Annotated in this window: 20 protein-coding genes; 11 read left to right on the forward strand and 9 right to left on the reverse strand. The window is 62.1% G+C overall.

What is annotated here, in order from left to right:
* Positions 1-146 precede the first annotated feature (146 nt).
* On the forward strand, positions 147-1,664 hold the full coding sequence (locus WIN67_RS23920) for an MDR family MFS transporter (RefSeq protein WP_102880722.1): 1,518 nt from the start codon (positions 147-149) through the stop codon (positions 1,662-1,664).
* 32 nt (positions 1,665-1,696) lie between these two features.
* On the opposite strand, the gene WIN67_RS23925 is transcribed toward WIN67_RS23920, so the two are convergent.
* From WIN67_RS23925 to WIN67_RS23940, 4 genes are all read right to left on the reverse strand, one after another.
* The gene (locus WIN67_RS23925) at positions 1,697-2,545 is read right to left on the reverse strand and encodes a cache domain-containing protein (RefSeq protein WP_102860511.1); all 849 of its coding nucleotides are present in this window, start codon (positions 2,543-2,545) and stop codon (positions 1,697-1,699) included.
* Positions 2,546-2,666: 121 nt separating this feature from the next.
* Positions 2,667-3,503 (reverse strand): ATPase, encoded by an 837-nt coding sequence (locus WIN67_RS23930; protein WP_273923016.1) that lies wholly within the window; start codon positions 3,501-3,503, stop codon positions 2,667-2,669.
* A gap of 106 nt (positions 3,504-3,609) precedes the next feature.
* Entirely contained in the window at positions 3,610-4,602 is a 993-nt protein-coding gene (locus tag WIN67_RS23935) for an NAD-dependent epimerase/dehydratase family protein (protein ID WP_110594894.1), read from the reverse strand.
* Positions 4,603-4,699: 97 nt separating this feature from the next.
* The gene (locus WIN67_RS23940) at positions 4,700-5,599 is read right to left on the reverse strand and encodes a LysR family transcriptional regulator ArgP (RefSeq protein ID WP_102880725.1); all 900 of its coding nucleotides are present in this window, start codon (positions 5,597-5,599) and stop codon (positions 4,700-4,702) included.
* 110 nt (positions 5,600-5,709) lie between these two features.
* On the opposite strand from WIN67_RS23940, the gene WIN67_RS23945 reads away from it, so the two are divergent.
* From WIN67_RS23945 to WIN67_RS23990, 10 genes are all read left to right on the forward strand, one after another.
* Positions 5,710-6,114, forward strand: coding sequence for an ACT domain-containing protein (locus tag WIN67_RS23945; protein ID WP_102860507.1), 405 nt, complete (start codon positions 5,710-5,712; stop codon positions 6,112-6,114).
* A 2-nt stretch (positions 6,115-6,116) separates the two neighbouring features.
* Entirely contained in the window at positions 6,117-6,719 is a 603-nt protein-coding gene (locus tag WIN67_RS23950) for a LysE/ArgO family amino acid transporter (RefSeq protein ID WP_102880727.1), read from the forward strand.
* A 176-nt stretch (positions 6,720-6,895) separates the two neighbouring features.
* Complete coding sequence (locus WIN67_RS23955) at positions 6,896-7,492, forward strand: superoxide dismutase (RefSeq protein WP_011063080.1); 597 nt, start codon at positions 6,896-6,898, stop codon at positions 7,490-7,492.
* A gap of 303 nt (positions 7,493-7,795) precedes the next feature.
* Complete coding sequence (locus WIN67_RS23960) at positions 7,796-9,847, forward strand: putative bifunctional diguanylate cyclase/phosphodiesterase (protein WP_110594897.1); 2,052 nt, start codon at positions 7,796-7,798, stop codon at positions 9,845-9,847.
* Positions 9,848-10,010: 163 nt separating this feature from the next.
* Positions 10,011-11,351 carry an imelysin family protein gene (locus tag WIN67_RS23965; RefSeq protein WP_339070119.1) on the forward strand — a complete coding sequence of 447 codons (1,341 nt, stop codon included), beginning with the start codon at positions 10,011-10,013 and terminating at the stop codon, positions 11,349-11,351.
* Positions 11,352-11,540: 189 nt separating this feature from the next.
* Positions 11,541-12,965, forward strand: a complete 1,425-nt coding sequence (locus WIN67_RS23970) for a di-heme oxidoredictase family protein (RefSeq protein WP_339070120.1) — start codon at positions 11,541-11,543, stop codon at positions 12,963-12,965.
* A gap of 44 nt (positions 12,966-13,009) precedes the next feature.
* Positions 13,010-14,074: an imelysin family protein gene (locus WIN67_RS23975; protein ID WP_102860502.1), complete on the forward strand. Its 1,065-nt coding sequence runs from the start codon at positions 13,010-13,012 to the stop codon at positions 14,072-14,074.
* 2 nt (positions 14,075-14,076) lie between these two features.
* Positions 14,077-15,174, forward strand: coding sequence for a DUF1513 domain-containing protein (locus WIN67_RS23980; protein WP_102860995.1), 1,098 nt, complete (start codon positions 14,077-14,079; stop codon positions 15,172-15,174).
* Between the two features lie 124 nt (positions 15,175-15,298).
* Positions 15,299-16,450, forward strand: a complete 1,152-nt coding sequence (locus WIN67_RS23985) for an efflux RND transporter periplasmic adaptor subunit (RefSeq protein WP_339070121.1) — start codon at positions 15,299-15,301, stop codon at positions 16,448-16,450.
* 13 nt (positions 16,451-16,463) lie between these two features.
* Complete coding sequence (locus WIN67_RS23990) at positions 16,464-19,487, forward strand: multidrug efflux RND transporter permease subunit (RefSeq protein WP_253084611.1); 3,024 nt, start codon at positions 16,464-16,466, stop codon at positions 19,485-19,487.
* 58 nt (positions 19,488-19,545) lie between these two features.
* On the opposite strand, the gene WIN67_RS23995 is transcribed toward WIN67_RS23990, so the two are convergent.
* From WIN67_RS23995 to colR, 5 genes are all read right to left on the reverse strand, one after another.
* Positions 19,546-19,770 carry a hypothetical protein gene (locus tag WIN67_RS23995; RefSeq protein ID WP_102880734.1) on the reverse strand — a complete coding sequence of 75 codons (225 nt, stop codon included), beginning with the start codon at positions 19,768-19,770 and terminating at the stop codon, positions 19,546-19,548.
* A 2-nt stretch (positions 19,771-19,772) separates the two neighbouring features.
* Entirely contained in the window at positions 19,773-20,483 is a 711-nt protein-coding gene (locus WIN67_RS24000; protein ID WP_339070122.1) for a lipopolysaccharide kinase InaA family protein, read from the reverse strand.
* A gap of 4 nt (positions 20,484-20,487) precedes the next feature.
* Positions 20,488-21,168 (reverse strand): class I SAM-dependent methyltransferase, encoded by a 681-nt coding sequence (locus WIN67_RS24005; protein WP_339071740.1) that lies wholly within the window; start codon positions 21,166-21,168, stop codon positions 20,488-20,490.
* Positions 21,169-21,366: 198 nt separating this feature from the next.
* Complete coding sequence (locus WIN67_RS24010) at positions 21,367-22,647, reverse strand: sensor histidine kinase (RefSeq protein WP_102880736.1); 1,281 nt, start codon at positions 22,645-22,647, stop codon at positions 21,367-21,369.
* Positions 22,637-23,320 (reverse strand): two-component system response regulator ColR, encoded by a 684-nt coding sequence (gene colR / locus WIN67_RS24015; protein WP_047305857.1) that lies wholly within the window; start codon positions 23,318-23,320, stop codon positions 22,637-22,639. Before colR ends, WIN67_RS24010 begins: the two co-directional genes overlap by 11 nt.
* Positions 23,321-23,442 lie beyond the last annotated feature (122 nt).

Raw genomic sequence — 23,442 nt, forward strand, 5'->3', positions numbered from 1 at the left:
GGCACAACATCCCCCCTTGGAAACCTTCATGAAAAAACGCCGTACTCTTCCTTGTAGCGCTATCCGATAGCACCCTATCGAGTACACTGACGCCCATTCCCGCCAGCCTTGCCGCTACGGATCAATCACTGCCCGCAGGTTTTTTCGTGACTCACCTCCAACAGCCTGGCCCACCCAAACCGGCCATCCGCAGCGTGCTGATCGCCCTGATGCTGGCGATCTTTCTCGGCGCCCTGGACCAGACCATCGTCGCGGTCTCCATGCCGGCCATTTCCGCCCAGTTCAAGGATGTCAGCCTGCTGGCCTGGGTCATCTCCGGCTACATGGTGGCGATGACCGTGGCAGTGCCGATCTACGGCAAGCTCGGTGATCTGTATGGCCGGCGTCGGCTGATGCTGTTCGGCATGGGATTGTTCACCCTGGCCTCGCTGTTCTGCGGCCTGGCCCAGAACATGGAACAACTGGTGCTGGCGCGGATCTTTCAGGGCATCGGCGCCGGCGGCATGATTTCGGTGAGCCAGGCCATCATCGGCGACATAGTCCCGCCCAGGGAGCGCGGCCGCTATCAGGGCTACTTCAGCAGCATGTACGCGGTGGCCAGTGTCGCCGGCCCGGTGCTGGGCGGCTATATGACCGAGTTTCTGTCGTGGCGCTGGGTGTTCCTGATCAACCTGCCCCTGGGACTGGGTGCCTGGTGGGTGGCCCACCGCACCCTGGTGGGGCTGCCGGTGCCCCAGCGCAAGCCGATCATCGACTACCTCGGCACTGTGTTGCTGATCATCGGCCTGAGCGCCCTGCTGCTGGGCATCACCCAAGTGGGCCAGGGCCACTCCTGGCGCAGCGCCGAAGTGCTCGACCTGCTGGCCATCGGCTGCATCGTCCTGGCTCTGTTCGTCTGGCATGAGCGCCGGGCTAGGGAACCCCTGCTGCCGATGCACCTGTTTGCCAACCGCAATGCGCTGCTGTGCTGGTGCACGATTTTCTTCACCAGTTTCCAGGCCATCTCGCTGATCGTGCTGATGCCCTTGCGTTTCCAAAGCATCACCGGGGCCGGGGCCGACAGTGCCGCCCTGCACTTGCTGCCCTTGGCCATGGGCCTGCCCATGGGCGCCTATTGCGCCGGACGCCTAACCTCGGTGACCGGACGCTACAAACCGATGATCCTGGGCGGCGCGCTATTGATGCCAGTGTCGATTCTCGGCATGGCCCTGGTGCCGCCCCAGGAGGTCCTGCTGAGCAGCCTGTTCATGTTGCTCTGCGGGATCGCCGGCGGCATGCAGTTCCCTACCTCCCTGGTGGGCACCCAGAACTCGGTGGAGCAACGGGATATCGGTGTCGCCACCAGCACCACCAACCTGTTTCGCGCCCTGGGCGGCGCGGTGGGAGTGGCGCTGATGTCGGCCTTGCTGCTGGCCTTGTTGCAGGATTCCAGCCTGGCGCATCTGAGTGGCACAGGGCTGATGAACGAGGGGCACTCCGGCAATGCCTTGCTGCAAGGCCTGGACGCCGCGCCTGGACCCGCCCGCGACGCATTGCGCAACGAGTTGCTGCTGACCTTCCGACATCTGCTGCTGGTCAGTGCCGCGGTTTCCCTGCTGGGGCTGGCGGCGGCGATTGCCATGCCCAATCGCCTGCTGCGGGGCCGTGAAGACAAGGCGCATTGATCCTGATGCTGGCAGGGGCCAGCGTTCAGGACTCAGGGGCTGTAGTAACCCACGGCAACCAGCAGCTTCCCGACCTTGCGCAAGTAGGCATGCTTGTCCTCGACCTTGCCCGTCACCGGGTTCTTCCAGCGGTACTCGTATTCCCCCTGATCCTGGCCTGCCATCAGCGCCAGGATCGGCTCCCCCACCGGCTTGCCCTCTGGGTCCTTGATCTTGCCAAAATCGGTATTGAGCAGGCGCAGGTTGGTGCCATGGGCCAGATAGCGGTGGCTGTCGAGGTCCACCACGAACACATACAGATCGTCTTCGAGAAACCCGCCACGCAAGTCATTGATGGCTTTGAGCGTACCCGGCTGATCGCCGCCCAAGGCCGTGGCCGCTCGATCCAGCAGCGCCTTGGCCTGTTCGGCCGAGGCCCGAGGCAGGTAATACCCCACCGCCAGGATGCGTTCGCCGATACGCTGGAAGTACACATGCTTGCGTTCGATCTTGCCGTCGGCCCAGTTCTGCCAGCGGTATTCGGCTTGCTGGATGCCATTGGCCTCGGGAATCTTCAGGGCGTCCTTGAACGCCTTGCGCAGATCCGGTCCCAGGACTTCGGAAACATCTCGGCCAATCAGTGCCGACGAAGGACCGCCACTGGCCAGCATCACGCCCCGGGTGTCCACCACGAACACATAACGATCGCGATCGACAAACTCACCCTGGCGGCTGAAGGCCGCAAACGCCTTGTCACCCTGGTCGTGGTAATAGCGCAGGGCTTTCTCCAGCAGCGCCCGGGCCGCCACACCGTCATCGGCCGCCGGTACCGCCGCATGCAACGACCCCATGCACAGCAATAACAACCATCCCAGCCAGGTATTTTTCTGCAACAGCCTCATCGCTCGCTCCTCGTTCCTGATGGCGTTTGAAGAGCGTAGACGGCTGCGCAATATGGGTGAACATTCAGCACACTTTGGCCGAACAGCCCCCCCACGCCGTGCGCGGGGAGGGCCTGACCACTCAAGGACGGGTATTGATCTGCTGCTGCAGGTTCTGGATCTGGCTTTGCAGGGTATTGATGTTGCGGGTGACCTGGCCACGGAACGCATCGAACTCGGCGGTGCTGGCTCCGCTCTGGGCAGCGGGACGATTGTCCTGCTCACTCTTGAGTACCACCAGTTCCTGCTCCAGTCGCTCGATGGCAGCGCTCGGGTTGCCCTGTTTCTTCAATGCGGCAAGGTCGGCATTCAAGCTCTTGAGCTGGCTATCGAGCTTGCCGGCGTCCGCCTGGGCACCTTTGAGGCTCGCCAGTTCAGCGCTCAAGGCTTTCACCTGGGCCTGCAACTGGGCGTTGGCCGCCTGCTGCTCGGCAGTCTGGGCTGTCATCTGCGCCAGGCGCTTGTCCAGGTCAGTCGCCTGCCCGGCCACGCCCTGCTGTTGTCGGCTCTGATCCTGCAGCCGGCTTTCCAACTGTTTAATCTGCAGCTTCAAGGCTTCGCTGTCAGTGGTGACATTGGTCTGACTGGCCACTACCTTGCCGGAGATGTCCTGCAGACGGCCGGCGGCCTCTTCACTGATCCTGGCGAAGCTTTCCTGGGTCGCCACCAGTTGCTGCTCCATCAGCGAAATCTGCTGGAAGCTCCACCAGGCAAGACCGATGAAGGCAAAGAACAACGCCCCCACCAATGCCCACAATGGACCGGTACTGGGCCCCTTGGCCTTGGCCACCGGAGCGCTGCGCGAATGCACGGTGGTGCGCTCACGGGCAGCGCTGGTGGTAGGAAAGACATCGTCATCGAGGGGATCGGCGCGCAGACTTGGAACGTCATCGAAGTCATCGTGTGCATCGTTACGCATGGGGCAACCTTTGTGAACCGCGGTGATGGCTGAATGCGGCGAGTATAAACCGCTAATTCACCCGGCCAATGGACCGGCCCGGGCAAACCGGGTTCAGTCTTTGATTTCAGCTTATGTCCTGAGCCTTCCACCAACTGCAGAACTCATCCAGAGCGGCCCACAAGCTGACCTTGGGCTCATAGCCGAGGTAATGCCGGGCCCGGCTGATATCCAGGGTGAAGTTCTTGTTCATGACCTGCATCCCCAGGCGCGACAAGGTCGGTTCAGGACGGCCGGGCCAGAGCTTGCAGAACCCCTCGTTGAGCGCCGCCACGCTATAGGCCAGGCCAAAAGAGCGATAGCGGGTGACTTGCGGCACCTGCATCTGGCGCATCACGTAGTTGACTACGTCCCACAGCGGCACCGGCGCGCCGTTGCTGATGTTGTAGACCTTGCCCAGGGCCGAACCACTGGCGTGCAGGCTGCTGAACAGGGCCTCGTTGAGGTTGTGCACACTGGTGAAGTCGACCTTGTTCAGGCCGTTGCCGACGATGGCCAGGCGACCTTTGCGCTGCATCTTCAACAGCCGCGGGAAGATGCTCATGTCGCCGGCACCGGTGACAAATCGCGGCCGCAACGCAATGACCTCCAGCCCGAACTCCTGGGCACCGAAAACCTTCTGCTCGGCCAGGTACTTGGTGGCTGCGTAGGGGTGCTTGAAACGCTTGGGCACTTGCTCTTCGGTCAGCCCCAGGTGATCACGGCCATCGAAATAGATCGACGGCGAGGACAGGTGCACCAGGCGCTGGACCCGTTGCTTGAGGCAGGCTTCGACCACATTCTCAGTGACCAGCACGTTGCCCTGATGGAAATCCTGATAACGCCCCCACAAGCCCACCGCGCCGGCGCAGTGCACCACGGTCTCGACATCGCGACAGAGTTCGCGCACCAGGCCGGCATCGTTCAAATCGCCCTGGACGAACTCGGCGCCACGGCGCACCAGATGATCCACCGCTTCGGCGCGACGGCCGTTGACCCGGACCTCCAGGCCCTGCTCAAGGGCAAAACGAGCAAAGCGCCCGCCGATGAAGCCGCTTGCGCCGGTAACCAGAATTTTCATGAATATTCCTAAACAAAGCAGTGACGAGCTACGAACTACAAGCCGCGCATTGAAAGTCGAAGCGCAAGCTGTGCACTCGCAGCTTGTCGCTTGACGCTTATGGCTGCTCCCAAGGCACCAGCCATTGTGCAGATAAACGTGCCAGGTGCTCGGTCAACAAGCCCAGCAATTGTCCGCCGTTGCGCCAATGATGCCAGTACAGCGGCACATCGATGGGTTTATCCGGTAAAAGCTCCACCAGCAAGCCTCGCTGCAGTTGCTCGCGAACCTGCAGTTCGGGCACCAGCCCCCAGCCCAACCCGGCTTCGGTAAGACGGATGAAGCCCTCGGAAGACGGGCATAAATGATGTTCGAAACCGCCATCGACCCCCAGGGACGCCAAATAGCGATGCTGCAGGAAATCGTCGGGGCCGAACACCAGCGCCGGGGTCCGAGCCAACTGCTCGGCGCGCACGCCCTGGGGAAAATGCCGGGCGATGAACGCCGGGCTGGCCAGGGCGCGGTAACGCATGGCACCCAGCAGCAGACTGCGGGCCCCGGCCACCGGGCGCTCACTGGCGCAGACACACGCTGCCACTTCGCCGGCGCGCATGCGCTTGAGGCCCACCGTCTGGTCCTCCACCACCAGGTCCAGAAGCAAGTGATGTTCGGCGCAAAAGTCAGCCACCGCTTCGGCCCACCAGGTGGCCAGGCTGTCGGCGTTGAGGGCGATGCGCAGGCGTTCCGGCAAGCCTTCTTCGTCCAGGGCCGGCACCAGGCTTTGCAGGTCCCGCTCTAGAAGGCGTACCTGCTGCACATGGTTGAGCAGGCGGCGCCCGATTTCCGTGGGCGAAGGTGGCGTCACCCGCACCAGCACCGGCTGCCCGACCCGGGCCTCCAGTAACTTGATGCGCTGGGAAATTGCCGACTGCGACAATCCCAGCACCTGGGCCGCCCGTTCGAATCCTGCCTGTTCGATCACCGCGGCCAGGGCAGAGAGCAACTTGTAGTCGAACATCAGTTTTCCTAATGAGTGATCAGCACTATTGGTTTTTCTTATACCGCCTGGAGCGAGAAAATAGCCAGCGTAAAGCCTCTGTAATGCTTCTTCGCTCAAGGATTTTGTTCATGGCTGGTGAAACCTCCCTCGCTACCCTGCTACGCAGCATGAGCCCACAGCTCAACGACGGCGAGTACGTGTTTTGTTCTCTCACTGACCCCAGCCTGCTGCAGGACTGCGAAGTGCTGGGCAGCTTTCGCGAACGCGAGGGACTGACGGTTATCCTCCCGCGCCAACAGGCCGAGCGCCTGGGCCTGGCCTTCGATTACGTGGCGGCCTGGATCACCCTCAACGTGCATTCGGCCCTTGAAGCCGTGGGCCTGACAGCGGCCTTCGCTGGCGCCCTGGGCCAGGCCGGGATCAGTTGCAACGTGATCGCCGGCTACTACCACGATCACCTGTTTGTCGGTCAGGCGGATGCCCGACGAGCCATGCAGGTTCTGCAAAAACTGGCCGCCGGCGAGGAGCAGTAATCATGTGGCAAAGCTATGTAAACGGTCTCTTGGTGGCCGCCGGCCTGATCATGGCCATCGGTACGCAAAACGCCTTCGTCCTGGCTCAGAGCCTGCGCCGTGAACACCACTTGCCGGTGGCGGCACTGTGCGTCACCTGCGATGCCCTGTTGGTGGCCGCCGGGGTGTTCGGCCTGGCCACCGTCCTGACCCAGAGCCCGATGCTGCTGGCCGTGGCGCGCTGGGGCGGCGCGGCGTTCCTGATCTGGTACGGCGCCCAGGCCCTGCGCCGGGCCTGCTCGAAACAAAGCCTGCAACAGGGCGAAGGCCAGACCGTGCGTTCGCTGCGGGCTGTCATGCTCAGTGCCCTGGCGGTCACCCTGCTCAACCCCCACGTCTACCTGGATACGGTGTTGCTGATCGGTTCACTGGGGGCGCAACAAACCGAGCCCGGCGCTTACGTGGTGGGGGCCGCCAGCGCCTCGTTGCTGTGGTTCTTCACCCTGGCCCTGGGCGCCGCCTGGCTGGCTCCGTGGCTGGCTCGCCCCAGTACCTGGAGGATTCTCGACCTGCTGGTGGCGGTGATGATGTTCAGCGTGGCGTTCCAGCTGATCAGCGCTGCGTGACTTATTCCAAAAGGCTCTGGAACCTCTATCCCACACAGTTGTTGCGTGGTTAAGCCGCACCCCCGGTGCTATGATCCGAACCCTGCGCCGCAAAGAGTACAAACTCCCCGGCGCTTGTCTGGCCGCCCGTGATCGGCCTTGCGCTCACCGCAACTGACCTGATTAGGAGAATCATCATGGCTTTCGAATTGCCGCCGCTGCCCTATGCACACGACGCCCTGCAGCCGCACATTTCCAAGGAAACCCTGGAATACCACCACGACAAGCACCACAACACCTATGTCGTGAACCTGAACAACCTGGTGCCAGGCACCGAGTTCGAAGGCAAGACTCTGGAAGAGATCGTCAAAACCTCTTCGGGCGGCATCTTCAACAACGCAGCCCAGGTCTGGAACCACACTTTCTACTGGAACTGCCTGGCGCCAAACGCCGGCGGCCAACCTACTGGCGCTCTGGCCGAGGCCATCAACGCAGCCTTCGGTTCGTTCGACAAGTTCAAAGAAGAATTCACCAAGACTTCCGTTGGCACCTTCGGCTCCGGCTGGGGCTGGCTGGTGAAGAAGGCTGACGGTTCCCTGGCCCTGGCCAGCACCATCGGCGCCGGCAACCCGCTGACCAGCGGCGACACTCCGCTGCTGACCTGCGACGTCTGGGAACACGCCTACTACATCGACTACCGCAACGTTCGTCCTAAATACGTCGAAGCGTTCTGGAACCTGGTCAACTGGAAATTCGTGGCTGAGCAGTTCGAAGGCAAGAACTTCGTCGCTTAAGTCCGTTTGCAGTGCAAAAAACCCGGCCTGGCCGGGTTTTTTTTGCCTCTGACAAAGCCGGCATCTTGTCCCGCCCAGCCGAGACGCTAAGATTCATCTGATGTAAAAATCAACGCCGCCCCTCAAGTTGCAAGGCGTCGCTACCGACACACTATCCACAGCAAGAGCAATCCTGAATCTGATCACCCGGGCCTGGCCCGCAGACGTCCTGTTCTCGGCCTTAATGTCACTTTGACGGCCAACACGGGATTGCCAATACTCATGGCAACTTGACGCTACGCGCACGGAACAAGGAATAGCCCTTTGAAGCTGGAACTCAAAAACAGCTTGTCGGTGAAGTTGCTCCGGGTTGTGCTGCTGTCGGCACTCATAGTGGGCGTAGTCCTGAGCTGTGCCCAGATCGTCTTCGATGCCTACAAGACTCGGCAGGCGGTCGCTAACGACGCCCAGCGCATTCTCGACATGTTTCGCGACCCATCGACACAGGCGGTCTACAGCCTGGACCGGGAAATGGGCATGCAAGTCATTGAAGGCCTGTTCCAGGATGATGCGGTGCGCATGGCCTCCATTGGCCACCCCAATGAAACCATGCTCGCGGAAAAGTCCCGCGAGCTGCAGCACTCTTCCAGTCGCTGGCTCACTGATCTGATTCTTGGCCAGGAACGCACCTTCACCACCCAGTTGGTGGGCCGCGGCCCCTACAGCGAGTATTACGGCGACCTGAGCATCACCCTCGACACCGCTACCTACGGCCAGGGCTTCATCATCAGCTCGGTGATCATCTTCATCTCCGGCGTCCTGCGCGCCCTGGCCATGGGCCTGGTGCTGTACCTGGTCTATCACTGGTTGCTGACCAAACCGCTGTCGCGAATCATCGAGCACCTGACTACCATCAATCCCGACCGCCCCAGCGAACACCAGTTGCCACTGCTCAAGGGGCACGAAAAAAACGAACTGGGAATCTGGATCATCACCGCCAACCAGTTGCTGGCCTCCATCGAGCGCAACACCCACTTGCGCCACGAAGCGGAAAACAGCCTGCTGCGCATGGCCCAGTACGACTTCCTGACCGGCCTGCCGAACCGTCAGCAACTGCAGCAGCAACTGGACAAGATCCTGGTGGACGCCGGACGCCTGCAACGCCGGGTGGCAGTACTGTGTGTCGGCCTGGATGACTTCAAGGGCATCAACGAACAGTTCAGCTACCAGACCGGCGACCAACTGCTGCTGGCCCTGGCCGATCGCCTGCGCGGCCACAGTGGCCGCCTCGGAGCCCTGGCTCGCCTGGGTGGCGATCAGTTCGCCCTGGTCCAGGCCGATATCGAACAACCCTATGAAGCCGCAGAACTGGCACAAAGCATCCTCGACGACCTGGAGGCCACCTTCGCCCTCGATCATCAGGAAATCCGCCTGCGCGCCACCATTGGCATCACCCTGTTCCCGGAAGACGGCGACAGCACGGAAAAACTCCTGCAAAAAGCCGAACAGACCATGACCCTGGCCAAGAGCCGGTCACGCAATCGCTATCAGTTCTATATCGCCAGCGTCGACAGCGAAATGCGCCGGCGCCGGGAGTTGGAGAAGGACCTGCGTGAAGGCCTGACCCGGGAGCAGTTCTTCCTCGTCTATCAGCCACAGATCAGCTATCGCGACCACCGGGTGGTGGGGGTCGAGGCGCTGATTCGCTGGCAACACCCGGAACACGGCCTGGTGCCGCCGGACCTGTTCATTCCCCTGGCGGAGCAGAACGGCACCATCATCGCCATCGGCGAATGGGTCCTGGATCAGGCCTGCCGCCAACTGCGCGAATGGCACGACATGGGCTTCAGCGACCTGCGTATGGCGGTCAACCTGTCCACGGTGCAACTGCACCACGCCGAACTGCCACGGGTGGTCAACAACCTGCTGCAGATCTACCGCCTGCCACCGCGCAGCCTGGAACTGGAAGTCACCGAAACCGGCCTGATGGAAGACATCAGCACCGCCGCCCAGCACCTGCTGAGCCTGCGACGCTCCGGAGCGCTGATCGCCATCGACGATTTCGGCACCGGTTATTCGTCCCTGAGTTACCTGAAAAGCCTGCCCCTGGACAAGATCAAGATCGACAAGAGCTTCGTCCAGGATCTGCTGGATGACGACGACGATGCGACCATCGTGCGCGCCATTATCCAGCTGGGTAAAAGCCTGGGCATGCAGGTGATCGCCGAGGGCGTGGAAACGGCCGAACAGGAGGCTTACATCATCTCCGAAGGCTGCCATGAAGGTCAGGGCTATCACTACAGCAAACCCCTGCCGGCGCGGGAGTTGAGCGCCTACCTGAAACAGGCGCAGCGCAGCAACGCGGTGATCCTCTGACCTAAACAGAGCACTGGCCGGCTTGACCTGGCGCAGTCCCCTTCTGAATAAGAAATATTTACAAGCGCGACCCTTTACACATAATGCAAATCTTTCGCATTATGTTGCAGTTTTGCGCGCCCCCAGCGCCGTCCACTCCCCCTCTCGAAGCAGGATGTTCGCCATGATTCGTATGCCTCTGGCTACCGCCAGTCTGTTGGCCATCGCTATTTCCCTCGCCGGCTGCGGCGAAGGCAAAGACGACAAGGCTGCCGCTCAAGCGCCGACCCCGGCCGCCAGCACTGCCACCCCAGCCAATGACGCTGCCGGCAAGGTCGACGAAGCCGCAGCCAAGGCTGTAGTCGCGCATTACGCCGACATGGTATTCGCCGTTTACAGCGACTCCGAATCCACCGCGAAAACCCTGCAAACCGCCATCGATGCCTTCCTCGCCAAGCCCAACGACGACACCCTGAAAGCCGCCAAGGCTGCCTGGGTTGCCGCTCGCGTGCCTTACCTGCAGAGCGAAGTGTTCCGCTTCGGCAACACCATCATCGATGACTGGGAAGGTCAGGTGAACGCCTGGCCACTGGACGAAGGCCTGATCGACTACGTCGACAAGAGCTACGAGCACGCACTGGGCAACCCGGGCGCCACCGCCAACATCATCGCCAACCCCCAGATCCAGGTCGGCGAAGACAAGGTCGACGTGAAAGACATCACCCCGGAAACCCTCGCCAGCCTGAACGAGCTGGGCGGTGCCGAGGCCAACGTCGCCACCGGCTACCACGCCATCGAATTCCTGCTCTGGGGCCAGGACCTGAACGGCACCGGCCCTGGCGCCGGCGCCCGCCCTGCTTCCGACTACCTGGAAGGTGCCGGTGCCACCGGCGGCCACAACGAGCGTCGTCGCGCCTACCTGAAGGCCGTGACCCAACTGCTGGTCAACGACCTGGAAGAAATGGTCGGCAACTGGAAGCCGGATGTGGCCGACAACTACCGCGCCACCCTGGAAGCCGAACCGGCCGAGACCGGCCTGCGCAAGATGCTGTTCGGCATGGGCAGCCTGTCCCTGGGCGAACTGGCGGGCGAGCGGATGAAGGTATCCCTGGAAGCCAACTCCCCTGAAGATGAGCAGGATTGCTTCAGCGACAACACCCACAACTCGCACTTCTACGATGCCAAGGGCATCCGCAACGTCTACCTGGGCGAGTACACCCGTGTCGACGGCAGCAAGATGACCGGCGCCAGTCTGTCGTCCCTGGTGGCCAAGGCCGACCCGGCAGCCGACGCTGCCCTGAAAGCCGACCTGGCCGCCACCGAAGCCAAGATCCAGGTCATGGTCGACCACGCCAACAAGGGTGAGCACTACGACCAACTGATCGCGGCGGGCAACGAGTCCGGCAACCAGATCGTGCGCGACGCCATCGCCGCCCTGGTCAAGCAGACCGGCTCGATCGAACAGGCTGCGGGCAAGCTGGGCATCAGCGACCTGAACCCGGACAACGCCGATCACGAGTTCTGATCAGCGCGGCTTCAGCCAAAAGGCGACCTGCGGGTCGCCTTTTTTGTGCCCGTGGTGCTGCGTTTAAGGCGCCTGGACGCTTCCCGGCCAGCTTGTCCTGGGTCAAACCAAACGATAATTCCTCTTATTCAATCCAAGCGGCCCTGTTAGACTTTGCGCCCTTGTTTTGCTCGTCTTGCAGGATGTCCGATGCCCCCGTCGCTGCTTCGCTGGTCCGCTCTACTCATGGCCTTGAGCCTGAGTGCCTGCGATGACGCTCCGCGCTTTACCCAGGCCGAACCGGGGGAAGCCCGGGCCGGCGGCGCGACCACGGTCAACAAGGCCGATCGCAATGCCTTCTCCCTGCCATCGGCCAACCTGCCACCGACCCGACGCCTGGACTTCAGCGTCGGCAACAGTTTTTTCCGCAACCCCTGGGTGATCGCCCCTTCCACCACCACCGCCCGTGACGGCCTCGGCCCGCTGTTCAACACCAATGCCTGCCAGAACTGCCACGTCAAGGACGGCCGCGGCCATCCGCCCGCGCCGGATGCACTGAACGCGGTGTCGATGCTGGTGCGCCTGTCGATTCCGGATACCCCGGCCTACGCCAAGGTCATTGAGCAGGTCGGCGTGGTGCCGGAACCGGTGTATGGCGGCCAGTTGCAAGACATGGCGATTCCCGGAGTCGCCCCCGAAGGCCGAGTACGGGTCGATTACGATCCGCTGCCCGTACGGTTCAAGGACGGCACCCAGGTGGAGTTGCGCAAACCCAGGCTGCGGATCACGGACCTGGGCTACGGCCCAATGCACCCCGAGACGCAGTTCTCCGCCCGAGTGGCGCCGCCGATGATCGGCCTGGGGTTGCTGGAGGCCATTCCCGAAGCGGCAATCCTGGCCAACGCTCGGCCCGCTGCCGGCAGTAAGGCCATTGCCGGACGGCCCAACTGGGTCTGGGATGACGCCCAGCAAAAGACCGTACTCGGGCGTTTTGGCTGGAAAGCCGGCCAACCCAACCTCAATCAACAAAATGTTCACGCGTTCTCTGGTGATATGGGCCTGACCACCCGCCTGAGGCCCTTCGATGACTGCACCGACGCGCAAACCGCCTGCAAGCAGGCCCCCAACGGCAATGGTCCGGACGGTGAGCCAGAAGTCAGCGACAACATCCTGCGCCTGGTGCTGTTCTACACTCGCAACCTGGCGGTACCGGCGCGCCGCGATGTCGATTCGCCCCAGGTCCTGGCCGGCAAGAACCTGTTCTTCCAGGCCGGCTGCCAGTCTTGCCACACCCCAAGTTTCACCACTGCGGCCAACGCCGCCGAACCCGAATTGGCCAATCAGGTGATACGCCCCTACAGCGACCTGCTGCTGCACGACATGGGGGAGGGCCTGGCGGACCACCGCACTGAGTTCAAGGCCAGTGGCCGCGACTGGCGCACTGCGCCCCTGTGGGGCATCGGCCTGACGGAAACCGTCAGTGGCCACACCCAGTTCCTGCATGACGGCCGCGCCCGCAACCTGATGGAGGCGGTGCTGTGGCATGGCGGCGAAGCCGAGGGCGCGAAGCAACAGGTTCTCGCCTTCAATGCCGAGCAGCGTGCCGCGCTGCTGGCCTTTTTGAATTCGCTATAAACATTCGTCTTATCTGCTTTCTCCACAATAAAGGGAGCCCGAACATGTTCCGCCCCAAACTGCTGTTCACCAGCCTTGCCGCACTCGCCCTGGGCGCCTGCTCGCCCCAGGACCCACAAGCCGTGACCTCGGCCGCTATCGCCAAGCAGGTGATCCTGCCGACCTACAGCCGTTGGGTCGACGCTGACCGCCAGCTGGCCATCAGCGCCCTGGCCTTCTGCGAAGGCAAGGAAAGCCTGGACACTGCCCGTGCCGACTTCCTCCACGCACAAAAGGCCTGGGCCGAGCTACAACCGCTGCTGATCGGCCCGCTGGCCGAGGGCAACCGCGCCTGGCAAGTGCAGTTCTGGCCGGACAAGAAAAACCTGGTAGGCCGCCAGGTCGAACAACTGGTCAGCGCCAATGCGCAGATCGATGCCGCGGCCCTGGCCAAGTCCAGTGTGGTGGTGCAAGGCCTATCGGCCTACGAGTACATCCTGTTCGACAGCAAGATCGACATGGCCGACAGCGCACAGAAAGCTCGCTACTGCCCACTGTTGACCGCCATCGGTGAACGTCAGAAACAACTGGCGGAAGAAATCCTGGCGGGCTGGAATACCAACGACGGCATGCTCGCGCAGATGAGCAAGTTCCCCAACCAGCGCTACGCCGACTCCCATGAAGCCATCGCTGATTTGCTGCGGGTCCAGGTCACTGCCCTGGATACCCTGAAGAAGAAGCTCGGCACGCCGATGGGCCGCCAGACCAAGGGCATTCCCCAGCCGTTCCAGGCCGACGCCTGGCGCAGCCAGTCGTCCCTGCAAGGCCTTGAGGCCAGCCTCAGCGCTGCTCAGACGGTCTGGGCCGGAGTCGACAACAAGGGCCTGCGCGGCCTGTTGCCAGCCGATCAGAAGCCCCTGGCCGACAAGATCGACGCTGCATACGCCGCCTCGCTGAAACTCTTCGCCAGTACCCAGCGCTCGCTGACCGAAATGCTCGGTGACGACGCCGGGCGCCAGCAGCTCAATGATCTGTACGACAGCCTCAACGTGGTCCACCGCCTGCACGAAGGCGAACTGGCCAAGGCGCTGGGTATCCAACTGGGCTTCAACGCCAACGACGGTGACTGATGATGCTGCGACGTCAGGCTTTGGTTCTGGGCAGCCTGCTGCTCAGTGCGGTGACCTTGGGCGGCTGGACGCTGTTCAAGCAAAAGGGCAAACAGCCCTTGCTGCTTTCGGCCAGGGACGATGGTGACGGCAAGCATTACGCCGTCGGTTATCAGCTGGACGGTAAACAGGTGTTTGCCACCCAGGTCGGCCAGCGTTGCCATGACATCATCAATCACCCGCAATTGCCGATCGCCCTGTTCGTGGCCCGGCGCCCGGGCACCGAGAGTTACCTGATCGACCTGCGCAACGGCGCGCTGCTGCAGACCGTGACCTCGCAACCTGACCGGCACTTCTACGGCCATGCGGTGATCCACAAGGATGGCCAGTGGTTGTACGCCACCGAGAACGACACCCGGGACCCCGGCCGCGGCCTGCTCGGGGTGTATCGCTTCGAAGGCGAGCGCCTGGTGCACAGCGCTGAGCTGTCCACCCACGGTATCGGCCCGCACCAGGTGTCGTGGATGCCCGACGGTGAAACCCTGGTGGTAGCCAATGGCGGCATCCGCACTGAAGCCGAGAGCCGGGTGGAGATGAACCTCGATGCCATGGAGCCCAGCCTGGTGCTGATGCAGCGCGACGGCACCCTGTTGAGCAAGGAAACCCTGGCCCAGCAGATGAACAGCGTGCGCCACATGGGCATCGCCAGCGACGGCACCATCGTCACCGGCCAGCAGTTCATGGGCGCCGCCCACGAGCCCTCGGAACTCCTGGCAATCAAGCGTCCGGGCCAGCCCTTCGCGGCCTTCCCGGTGCCCGAACAGCAGCTGCAAGCCATGGGGCACTACACCGCCAGCGTCGCGGTGCACAGCGACCTGCGCCTGGTGGCCCTGACCGCCCCCCGGGGCAACCGCTTCTTCATCTGGGACCTGGACAGCGGCGCAGTGCGGGTCGATGCGCCCCTGCCAGACTGTGCCGGCGTCGGCGCCGTGGCCGACGGCTTCGTGGTGACGTCGGGACAAGGCCGTTGCCGCTTCTACGACTGTCGTCAGACACAGATTGTGGCAAAGCCGCTGGATCTGCCCGCAGGGCTCTGGGACAACCATCTGCATCTGATCTGAAAAAACCTCCCCGGCCTTGGCGCCGGGAGCTTCGCTGAACGACAGGACGCTCATCTGGAACCCGCACGCGACTCGGAGTAATGTCTACCGGGCTTGTTTACCGGGCTTTCCAAGGAAGCGGAATATGCTGCGTCGCCGCATGCTGATCATGCTGGGTGTGGTCCTGTTGGTCGTGCTGTTGCTGGCCGGCTACAAGGCGTTTTCGATCTACAAGATGGTCCAGGTCTACTCGGCCCCCAAGCCGCCGATCAGCGTGGCGGTGGTTACCGCCGACGAGCGCCCCTGGCAAAGCCGGCTGCCCAGTGTCGGCAGCCTCAAGGCCCTGCAAGGGGTCAACCTCAGCCTGGAAGTCGCCGGTACGGTCAAGGACCTGCAGTTCGAATCCGGGCAGCAGGTCAAGGCCGGCCAGCCATTGCTGACCCTGGACAGCGCGGTGGAAAGCGCCCTGCTGGAAACCGCCCAGGCCGACCTCGGCCTGGCCCAGCTGGATTTCGGACGCGGCAGCCAACTGGTGGGCAGCCAGGCGATTTCCAAGGGCGAGTACGACCGACTCTCGGCACAGCTGCAAAAAAACAAGGCCACGGTCAACCAGCTCAAGGCCTCCCTGGCCAAGAAACGCATTCTCGCCCCCTTTGCCGGCACGATCGGCATCCGCCAGGTGGATATCGGCGACTTCCTGGCCAGCGGTACGGTGATCGCCACCCTGCAGGACCTGAGCAGCCTGTACGTGGACTTCTACATCCCGGAACAATCGGTGCCCAAGATCCGCCTGGGCCAGACCGTGGAACTCAGCGTTGCGGCGTTCCCCGGAGAGTCGTTCCCCGGCAGCATCAGCGCCATCAACCCCAAGGTCGAGAACAGCACCCGCAACGTGCTGGTACGCGCCACCCTGGCCAACCCCGGAGGCCGCTTGCTGCCAGGCATGTTCGCCGACCTGCAAGTATTGCTCCCCGATCCGCAGCTCAAGGTCGTGGTGCCGGAAAGCACCCTCACCTACTCCCTCTACGGCAACTCGGTGTATGTGGTAACGCAAAAGAAAGCCGCCGACGGCAGCCAGGAGAAAGACCCCAAGGGCCAGCCGCTGCTGGTCGCCGAGCGGCGCTTCGTCGACACGGGCGAGCATCGCGGCGGCCTGGTGATGATCAACAAGGGCGTGAAAAAGGGCGAACAGGTGGTCAGTGCCGGTCAGATCAAACTGGATAACGGCGCCGACATCAGCATCACTCCGGACAAGCTGCAACCGGAACAGCCGAACAGCCAGCCCCGCGCCGACTGATCAAGGAATCCCCATGGCCTTTACCGATCCGTTCATTCGCCGCCCGGTGCTCGCGACCGTGGTCAGCCTGCTGATTGTGCTGTTGGGGTTCCAGGCCTGGAGCAAGCTGCCCTTGCGCCAGTACCCGCAGATGGAGAACGCCCTGATCACGGTGACCACCGCCTACCCCGGGGCCAATGCCGAAACCATCCAGGGCTATATCACCCAGCCCATGCAGCAGAGCCTGGCTAGCGCCGAAGGCATCGACTACATGACCTCGGTGAGCCGGCAGAACTTCTCGGTGATCTCGATCTACGCCCGGATCGGCTCCAACAGCGACCGCCTGTTCACCGAACTGCTGGCCAAGGCCAACGAGGTCAAGAACAAGCTGCCCCAGCAAGCCGAAGACCCGGTGTTGAGCAAAGAAGCAGCCGACGCCTCGGTGCTGATGTACATCAGCTTCTCCAGCCCGCAACTGAACAACCCACAGATCACCGACTACCTGTCGCGCGTGATCCAGCCCAAGCTGGCGACCCTGCCGGGCATGGCCGAGGCGGAGATCCTCGGTAATCAGGTGTTCGCCATGCGCCTGTGGCTGGACCCGGTGAAGCTGGCGGCCTATGGCCTGGCGGCCAGCGACGTGAGCAATGCCGTGCGCCAATACAACTTTCTGTCCGCCGCCGGCGAGGTCAAGGGCGAGTACGTCGTCACCAGTATCAATGCCAACACCGAACTGAAATCCGCCGAGGCGTTCGCCGCTATCCCGTTGAAAACCGATGGCGACAGCCGGGTCCTGCTCAGGGATGTGGCGCGGGTGGAAATGGGTGCGGAAAACTACAACGCCATCAGTTCCTTCGGCGGCGTCCCCTCGGTCTACATCGGCATCAAGGCCACCCCCGGAGCCAACCCTCTGGACGTGATCAAAGAGGTGCGCAAGCTGCTCCCGGAACTGGAAGCGCAATTGCCTCCGACCCTCAAATTAGACATTGCCTACGACGCCACGCTGTTTATCCAGGCCTCCATCGACGAGGTGCTCAAGACCCTGTTCGAAGCAGTATTGATCGTGATTGTGGTGGTGTTCCTGTTTCTTGGCGCCTTGCGTTCGGTGGTGATCCCGGTAGTGACCATTCCACTGTCGATGATCGGCGTGATGTTCTTCATGCAGTTGATGGGCTACTCGATCAACCTGCTGACCTTGCTGGCCATGGTCCTGGCCATCGGCCTGGTGGTGGACGACGCCATCGTGGTGGTGGAGAACATCCATCGGCACATCGAAGAGGGCAAGTCCCCCCTGGACGCGGCCATCGAAGGAGCGCGGGAAATCGCCATGCCGGTAGTATCGATGACCATCACCCTGGCGGCGGTTTACGCCCCCATTGGTTTTCTCCAGGGACTCACCGGGGCCCTGTTCAAGGAGTTCGCCCTGACGCTGGCCGGGGCCGTGGTGATTTCCGGGATCGTCGCCCTGACCCTGTCACCGATGATGTGTGCACTGTTGCTGCGCCGCGAGGAAAACCCCAGCGGCCTGTCCCATCGCCTGGACCGGATTTTCGACAGTCTGAAGCAGCGCTACCAGCGCCTGCTCCACGGCACCCTTGATACCCGCCCCGTCGTACTGGTGTTCGCACTGATCGTGCTGTGCCTGATTCCCCTGCTGCTCAAGTTCACCAAGGCGGAGCTGGCACCGGACGAAGACCAGGGCATCATTTTCATGCTGGCCACGGCGCCGCAACCGGCCAACCTGGAGTACCTCAATGCCTACACCGATGAGTTCCTGGCGATCTTCAAGGAGTTCCCCGAGTACTACTCCTCATTCCAGATCAACGGTTTCAACGGAGTGCAGTCAGGGATCGGCGGCTTCCTGCTCAAGCCCTGGAACCAGCGCCAACAGACCCAGATGCAAATCCTGCCTCAGGTCCAGGAGAAACTGGCAGGCATTGCCGGCCTGCAAGTCTTCGGTTTCAACCTGCCAGCCTTGCCCGGCACCGGCGAGGGCCTGCCCTTTGCCTTCGTGATCAATACCCCCAACGATTACGAGTCCCTGTTGGAGGTGGCCAACCGGGTAAAGAAACGCGCCATGGAGTCGGGGAAATTCGCCTTTGTCGACATTGACCTGGCCTTCGACAAGCCCGAGGTAGTGGTCGACATCGATCGGGCCAAGGCGGCGCAGATGGGCGTTACCATGCAGGACCTGGGGGGTACGCTGGCGACCTTGCTCGGCGAGGCGGAAATCAACCGTTTCACCATCGACGGACGCAGCTATAAAGTGATCGCCCAAGTGGAGCGCGCCTATCGGGACAACCCTGACTGGCTGAACAACTACTACGTGAAGAACAGCAAGGGTGAGGCCTTGCCGCTGTCGACCCTGATCAAAGTCAGCGACCGCGCCCGCCCTCGGCAGTTGAACCAGTTCCAGCAACTCAATGCCGCGACCATTTCCGGTGTGCCCGTGGTCAGCATGGGCGAAGCCATCGACACCATGCGCCAGATCGCCACGCAAGAGGCCCCCGCCGGCTATGCGTTCGACTATGCCAGCGCCGCCCGCCAGTACGTCCAGGAAGGCAGCGCGCTCTGGGTCACCTTCGGCCTGGCCCTGGCGATCATTTTCCTGGTACTGGCGGCGCAGTTCGAAAGCTTCCGCGACCCGGTGGTGATTCTGGTGACCGTGCCGCTGTCGATCTGCGGCGCCCTGATCCCGCTGTTTCTCGGCTGGTCGAGCATGAACATCTACACCCAGGTCGGCCTGGTGACGCTGATCGGCCTGATCAGCAAGCATGGGATCCTGATCGTCGAATTCGCCAACCAACTGCGCCGGGACCAGGGACTCAGCGCCCGACAGGCGGTGGAGCAAGCCGCGTCCATTCGCCTGCGCCCAGTACTGATGACCACAGCGGCGATGGTGTTCGGCATGGTGCCACTGATCCTGGCCAGCGGTGCCGGAGCAGTCAGCCGCTTCGATATCGGCACGGTGATTGCCACAGGCATGTCCATCGGCACCCTGTTCACCCTCTTCGTCCTGCCCTGCATCTACACCCTGCTGGCCAAGCCGGACGCCTGAGCCGGGGACAAACAAAAGGCCTCGCAATGCGAGGCCTTCAGGTGGCAGTTTCAGGTCTTCAACTCTGGGGCTTCAACGCCTGGCTCATGCCGAACATGAACAGCAGCAGTTCATGATCCGGCTTGACCGCCACCGAGCTCTTGGCCCCCCGTGGCAATGGGCAATGTTCACCCTGAGCGGCGCTGAGAACCTGCGTTCGCGGCTGCTCCCAGACAACCATCGCCAAGGAAGCAACTGCCAAGGCTCCTGCCAGGAACAAACCTCGTGCAATTTCTAGCTTCATAGCTATAAACCTTTGATGGAGCTGCCAAACACCGTTCTATAAAGGTAGTAGAGCTTTTGCCAGTCGGTGTCATTCCACGACGAATGGCGGCGCAGTTGCTTGAGGTCGTGGGCCGCCGCCCGGCGGCTGCTCAGGCGCTGGCGGCACTTCTCGAAATCCAGCAATGCAATCCTCACCTGGGCCTGCTCGCCCTCGCCATCTACTCGCACGAAAACATGTTTGGAATACAGGCAGCCATGCTGCCAACGGCCCTTGTGCATGCGCGCCAGGGTCTGCGCCAGTGTCTGCAACACTCGTTCGTGCAACGCTTCGCCGTGGCGTTCACGCTCACCTGCGGCATACCAGTTGTCGATTTCCACGAAGCCGTCGAGCGCAGCGGTCACCAGTAGGGCCTGCCACTGGTGCTCGGGGCCGCGCCGGGCGCCGCAGAACACCAGTTCCGGCACCTCTATATCCAGCGAACGCAAGCCTTGTAGGGCATCGCGCTCACGCAGGACAGTCGGACGGCCAAAAGGATGCAGAAAACTGCGATGAATATGCCCGATCTGCCGCTTGGCATAGAGCAAACGACCGCCGCTGATCAGGCGCTGCACGCCGCTCTCACCGCCTCGACGCTTATTGGGTTGCTCGACCCATTCACCTTGTTGGTCCCAGAAGTATTCGAAGCAATCTGTGGGCACGGCATCCATTTCCGAAGCACATTCAACAGCCATCCTCTTACCTCTTGCGTAATACGTAGACTCGCCACATGGCGTAGAGCGGAAAGAAGTCCAGATGCTCCTGGACACGAAAACCGGCTTGCCTGAACTCTTCTTCGACCGTAGCCGCCGGTAACACGAAACGATTCTGGTAACCCTCCTGCCCACCTTCGGACAGCCGCTTGCGCTCCATACGCTTGCGCTTCCAGGCCTTGAAATTGCCATCGACCCATAGCGAGATAATCACGCTGTCACGGGTAACCCGCTGAAACTCCCGTAGCAGCGCCATCCGATGCTCGACCTCGCCGATGTGGTGCAGCAACCGCATGGAAAAAATGCAGTCCACAGCGTTGTCCGGTAAATCGATGGCAAACGCAGACGTTTGCAAGGCTCGTACCCGTTTCACCACGTCGGCCGGTTGCGCCACCGTAGCGGTGCTGAGCATAGCCGCTGAATTGTCAGCGCCAACAATGACTCGATTGGCCTTTTCGGTCAGCAGCGGCCAGAAACGGCCCGTGCCACACGGCAGGTCCAGCACCAGGCCCGGCTCTCCCGCCAGGGCCAGCGCAGCGCGAGCCAATTGTTCATCACGCTTGTGGGACAACTGTCGTGCCAGTCCTTGCTGGTGCTTGAGCAGGTATTGCTGCGCATGTTGGGCATCGTACTTGTCGGAAAATTCCAGCTTGATCGGTGTCGCCATCATCAAAGTCTCCTGCAACTGATGGCGCCACCTTAGGCAGCGACGTGTCAGCGACAGGTCATCCCCTTGTGAAAACTTCGTACCGTCCAACGATGAAATATTTCAGAGTTTTACAGGCAGCAGGCAATGGCCTGGGGCCACTTCAGAAGAAAAATCGACAAGCGAGTGGCCCTGCAAAACAGGGCCTGGCAAGAGTATTCAAGCCTTGGAAGGGGGGAGCTGAACGTGAAAACGACAGCCATTGGGGGTCATGGTACTGAGAGTGACGCTCCAGCCCTGGTTCTCGCAGATGCGCTGGACCAGGGACAAGCCCAGCCCCAGGCCCTCACCGCGTTTTTCATCGCCACGGACAAAGGGCTGGAACATCGCCTCGCGTTTTTCCTCGGGAATGCCCACGCCGCTGTCCTCGACGACAAATCCATCCGCCACCAGGCTCAGGCGGATAAATCCCTGTTCGGTGTAGTGCAAGGCATTGCGCAACAGGTTGCCCATCACCGCATGCAGGAAGGTGGCGTTGTAGCGAGTCTCACCCGGTTGCCCCGGCTCGAAGATCAGCTCGATACCCTTGGCTTCGATGAATTCGCGCCACACCCCGATCAGGTCCTTGGCAGCCTGGGTCAACGTCAGTTGCGGCGACATGCTGGCATCTTCTCGCTGGGCCCGGGCCAGCATCAGGAACGTCTGCACCAGCTCACGCATTTCGTCGCAGGCCCGGGCAATACGTTCGACCTGGGATCGTCCACGGGGATCAAGCCCAGGGTTTTCCAGGAGCAGCTCGCAGGACGTGGCCAGAACCATCAGCGGCGTTCGCAGTTCATGGCTGACGTCACTGGTGAACAGCCGCTCACGGCTTAAAGCCTGGCGCAGACGTCCCAGCGTCGCATCGAAGGCGATCGCCAACTCGCCCACCTCATCCGCCGCATAATCCGGCGCCAGGGGCGGGGCCAGGCCCAGCAATTGATCGCGGTGACGGACCTGGCGAGCCAGACGAACCACCGGTGCCATCACCCTACGCGCCAAGACCCAACCCAGGAACACCGCCAGCGCCAGGCTGAGGACAAAGCCCACCAGCACCACCGCGAACAGCACCCGCTCGCGCTCTTCGAAATCACTCTGATCCTGCAGCAGCACATAACGCCGGCCATCCACCACTTCAACCATGGCGTGATAGGACAGCTGCTCGCGAAACACTTCATGGAAGCCTGGGTCCAGATGCCTCAGGTCCTTGGGCAACTCGAAGTCGCCGCGCCCGCCACTGTAGTAGAACAGCTGGTCGGGCTCGGGGCGGTGATTCCAGTCGGCAACGTTATCCATCAGCAACAGGCGTTGCAGATCGCCACCAAGGCCGGCGGAGATGAGTTTCTCCTCCACCAGATGCACGGTCGCCACGATGCCCATGGCGAAAGCCCCCGCCACCAGTGCGCTCATCAAGGCAAAGGCGATGATGATGCGCTGGGCAAGGCTCTGCTTAAACTCCATCACGACCCTCGGCCAACCGGTAGCCGACACCGTGCACGGTGTGCAGCAACGGCTTGGCGAACGGCTTGTCGATCACCTGGCGCAGTTGGTGGACATGGCTGCGCAGGCTGTCACTGTCCGGACAGTCATCGCCCCACAGGGCCTCTTCGAGGATTTCCCGGCGCAACACATGGGGGCTCTTCTGCATCAACACTGCCAGCAGCTTGAGGCCCACCGGGTTGAGCTTGAGCAGACGCCCTTCGCGGGTGACTTCCAGGGTATCGAGGTCATAACTGAGGTCACCGACCTGCAGCGCTCGACGACCACCGCCCTGGGTACGGCGCATCACCGCCTCGATCCTCGCGGCCAGTTCGGACAGGGCAAATGGCTTGAGCAGATAGTCGTCGGCCCCGGACTTGAAGCCCTGAAGCCGGTCATCCAACTGGTCGCGGGCCGTGAGCATGATCACTGGGGTATCGCGCCGGGCATCTTCGCGCAGGCGCTTGCACAGGGTGTAGCCGTCGATCCCTGGCAGCATGATGTCGAGCACGATCAGGTCGTAATGCTCGGTGGCAGCCAGGTGCAACCCCGACAGACCATCCTGGGCGCAGTCCACGGTATAGCCCTTGAGTCCCAGGTAATCCGCCAGGTTGGCGAGAATATCGCGGTTGTCTTCGACCAGTAGAATTCGCATCGGCACTCTCTCCGCACACAGTTAGGGCCGTCTTGGCTCGCGCAGCTTAAGGCCAAGTCCGACTCGCCGCCAGCCTTGTCTGACCGCTCCTGGGGCACTTTTCACCCCTTCAATGGCTTAAC

The sequence above is a fragment of the Pseudomonas idahonensis genome (assembly GCF_037903935.1).
Taxonomy (GTDB): Bacteria; Pseudomonadota; Gammaproteobacteria; order Pseudomonadales; family Pseudomonadaceae; genus Aquipseudomonas; species Aquipseudomonas danubii.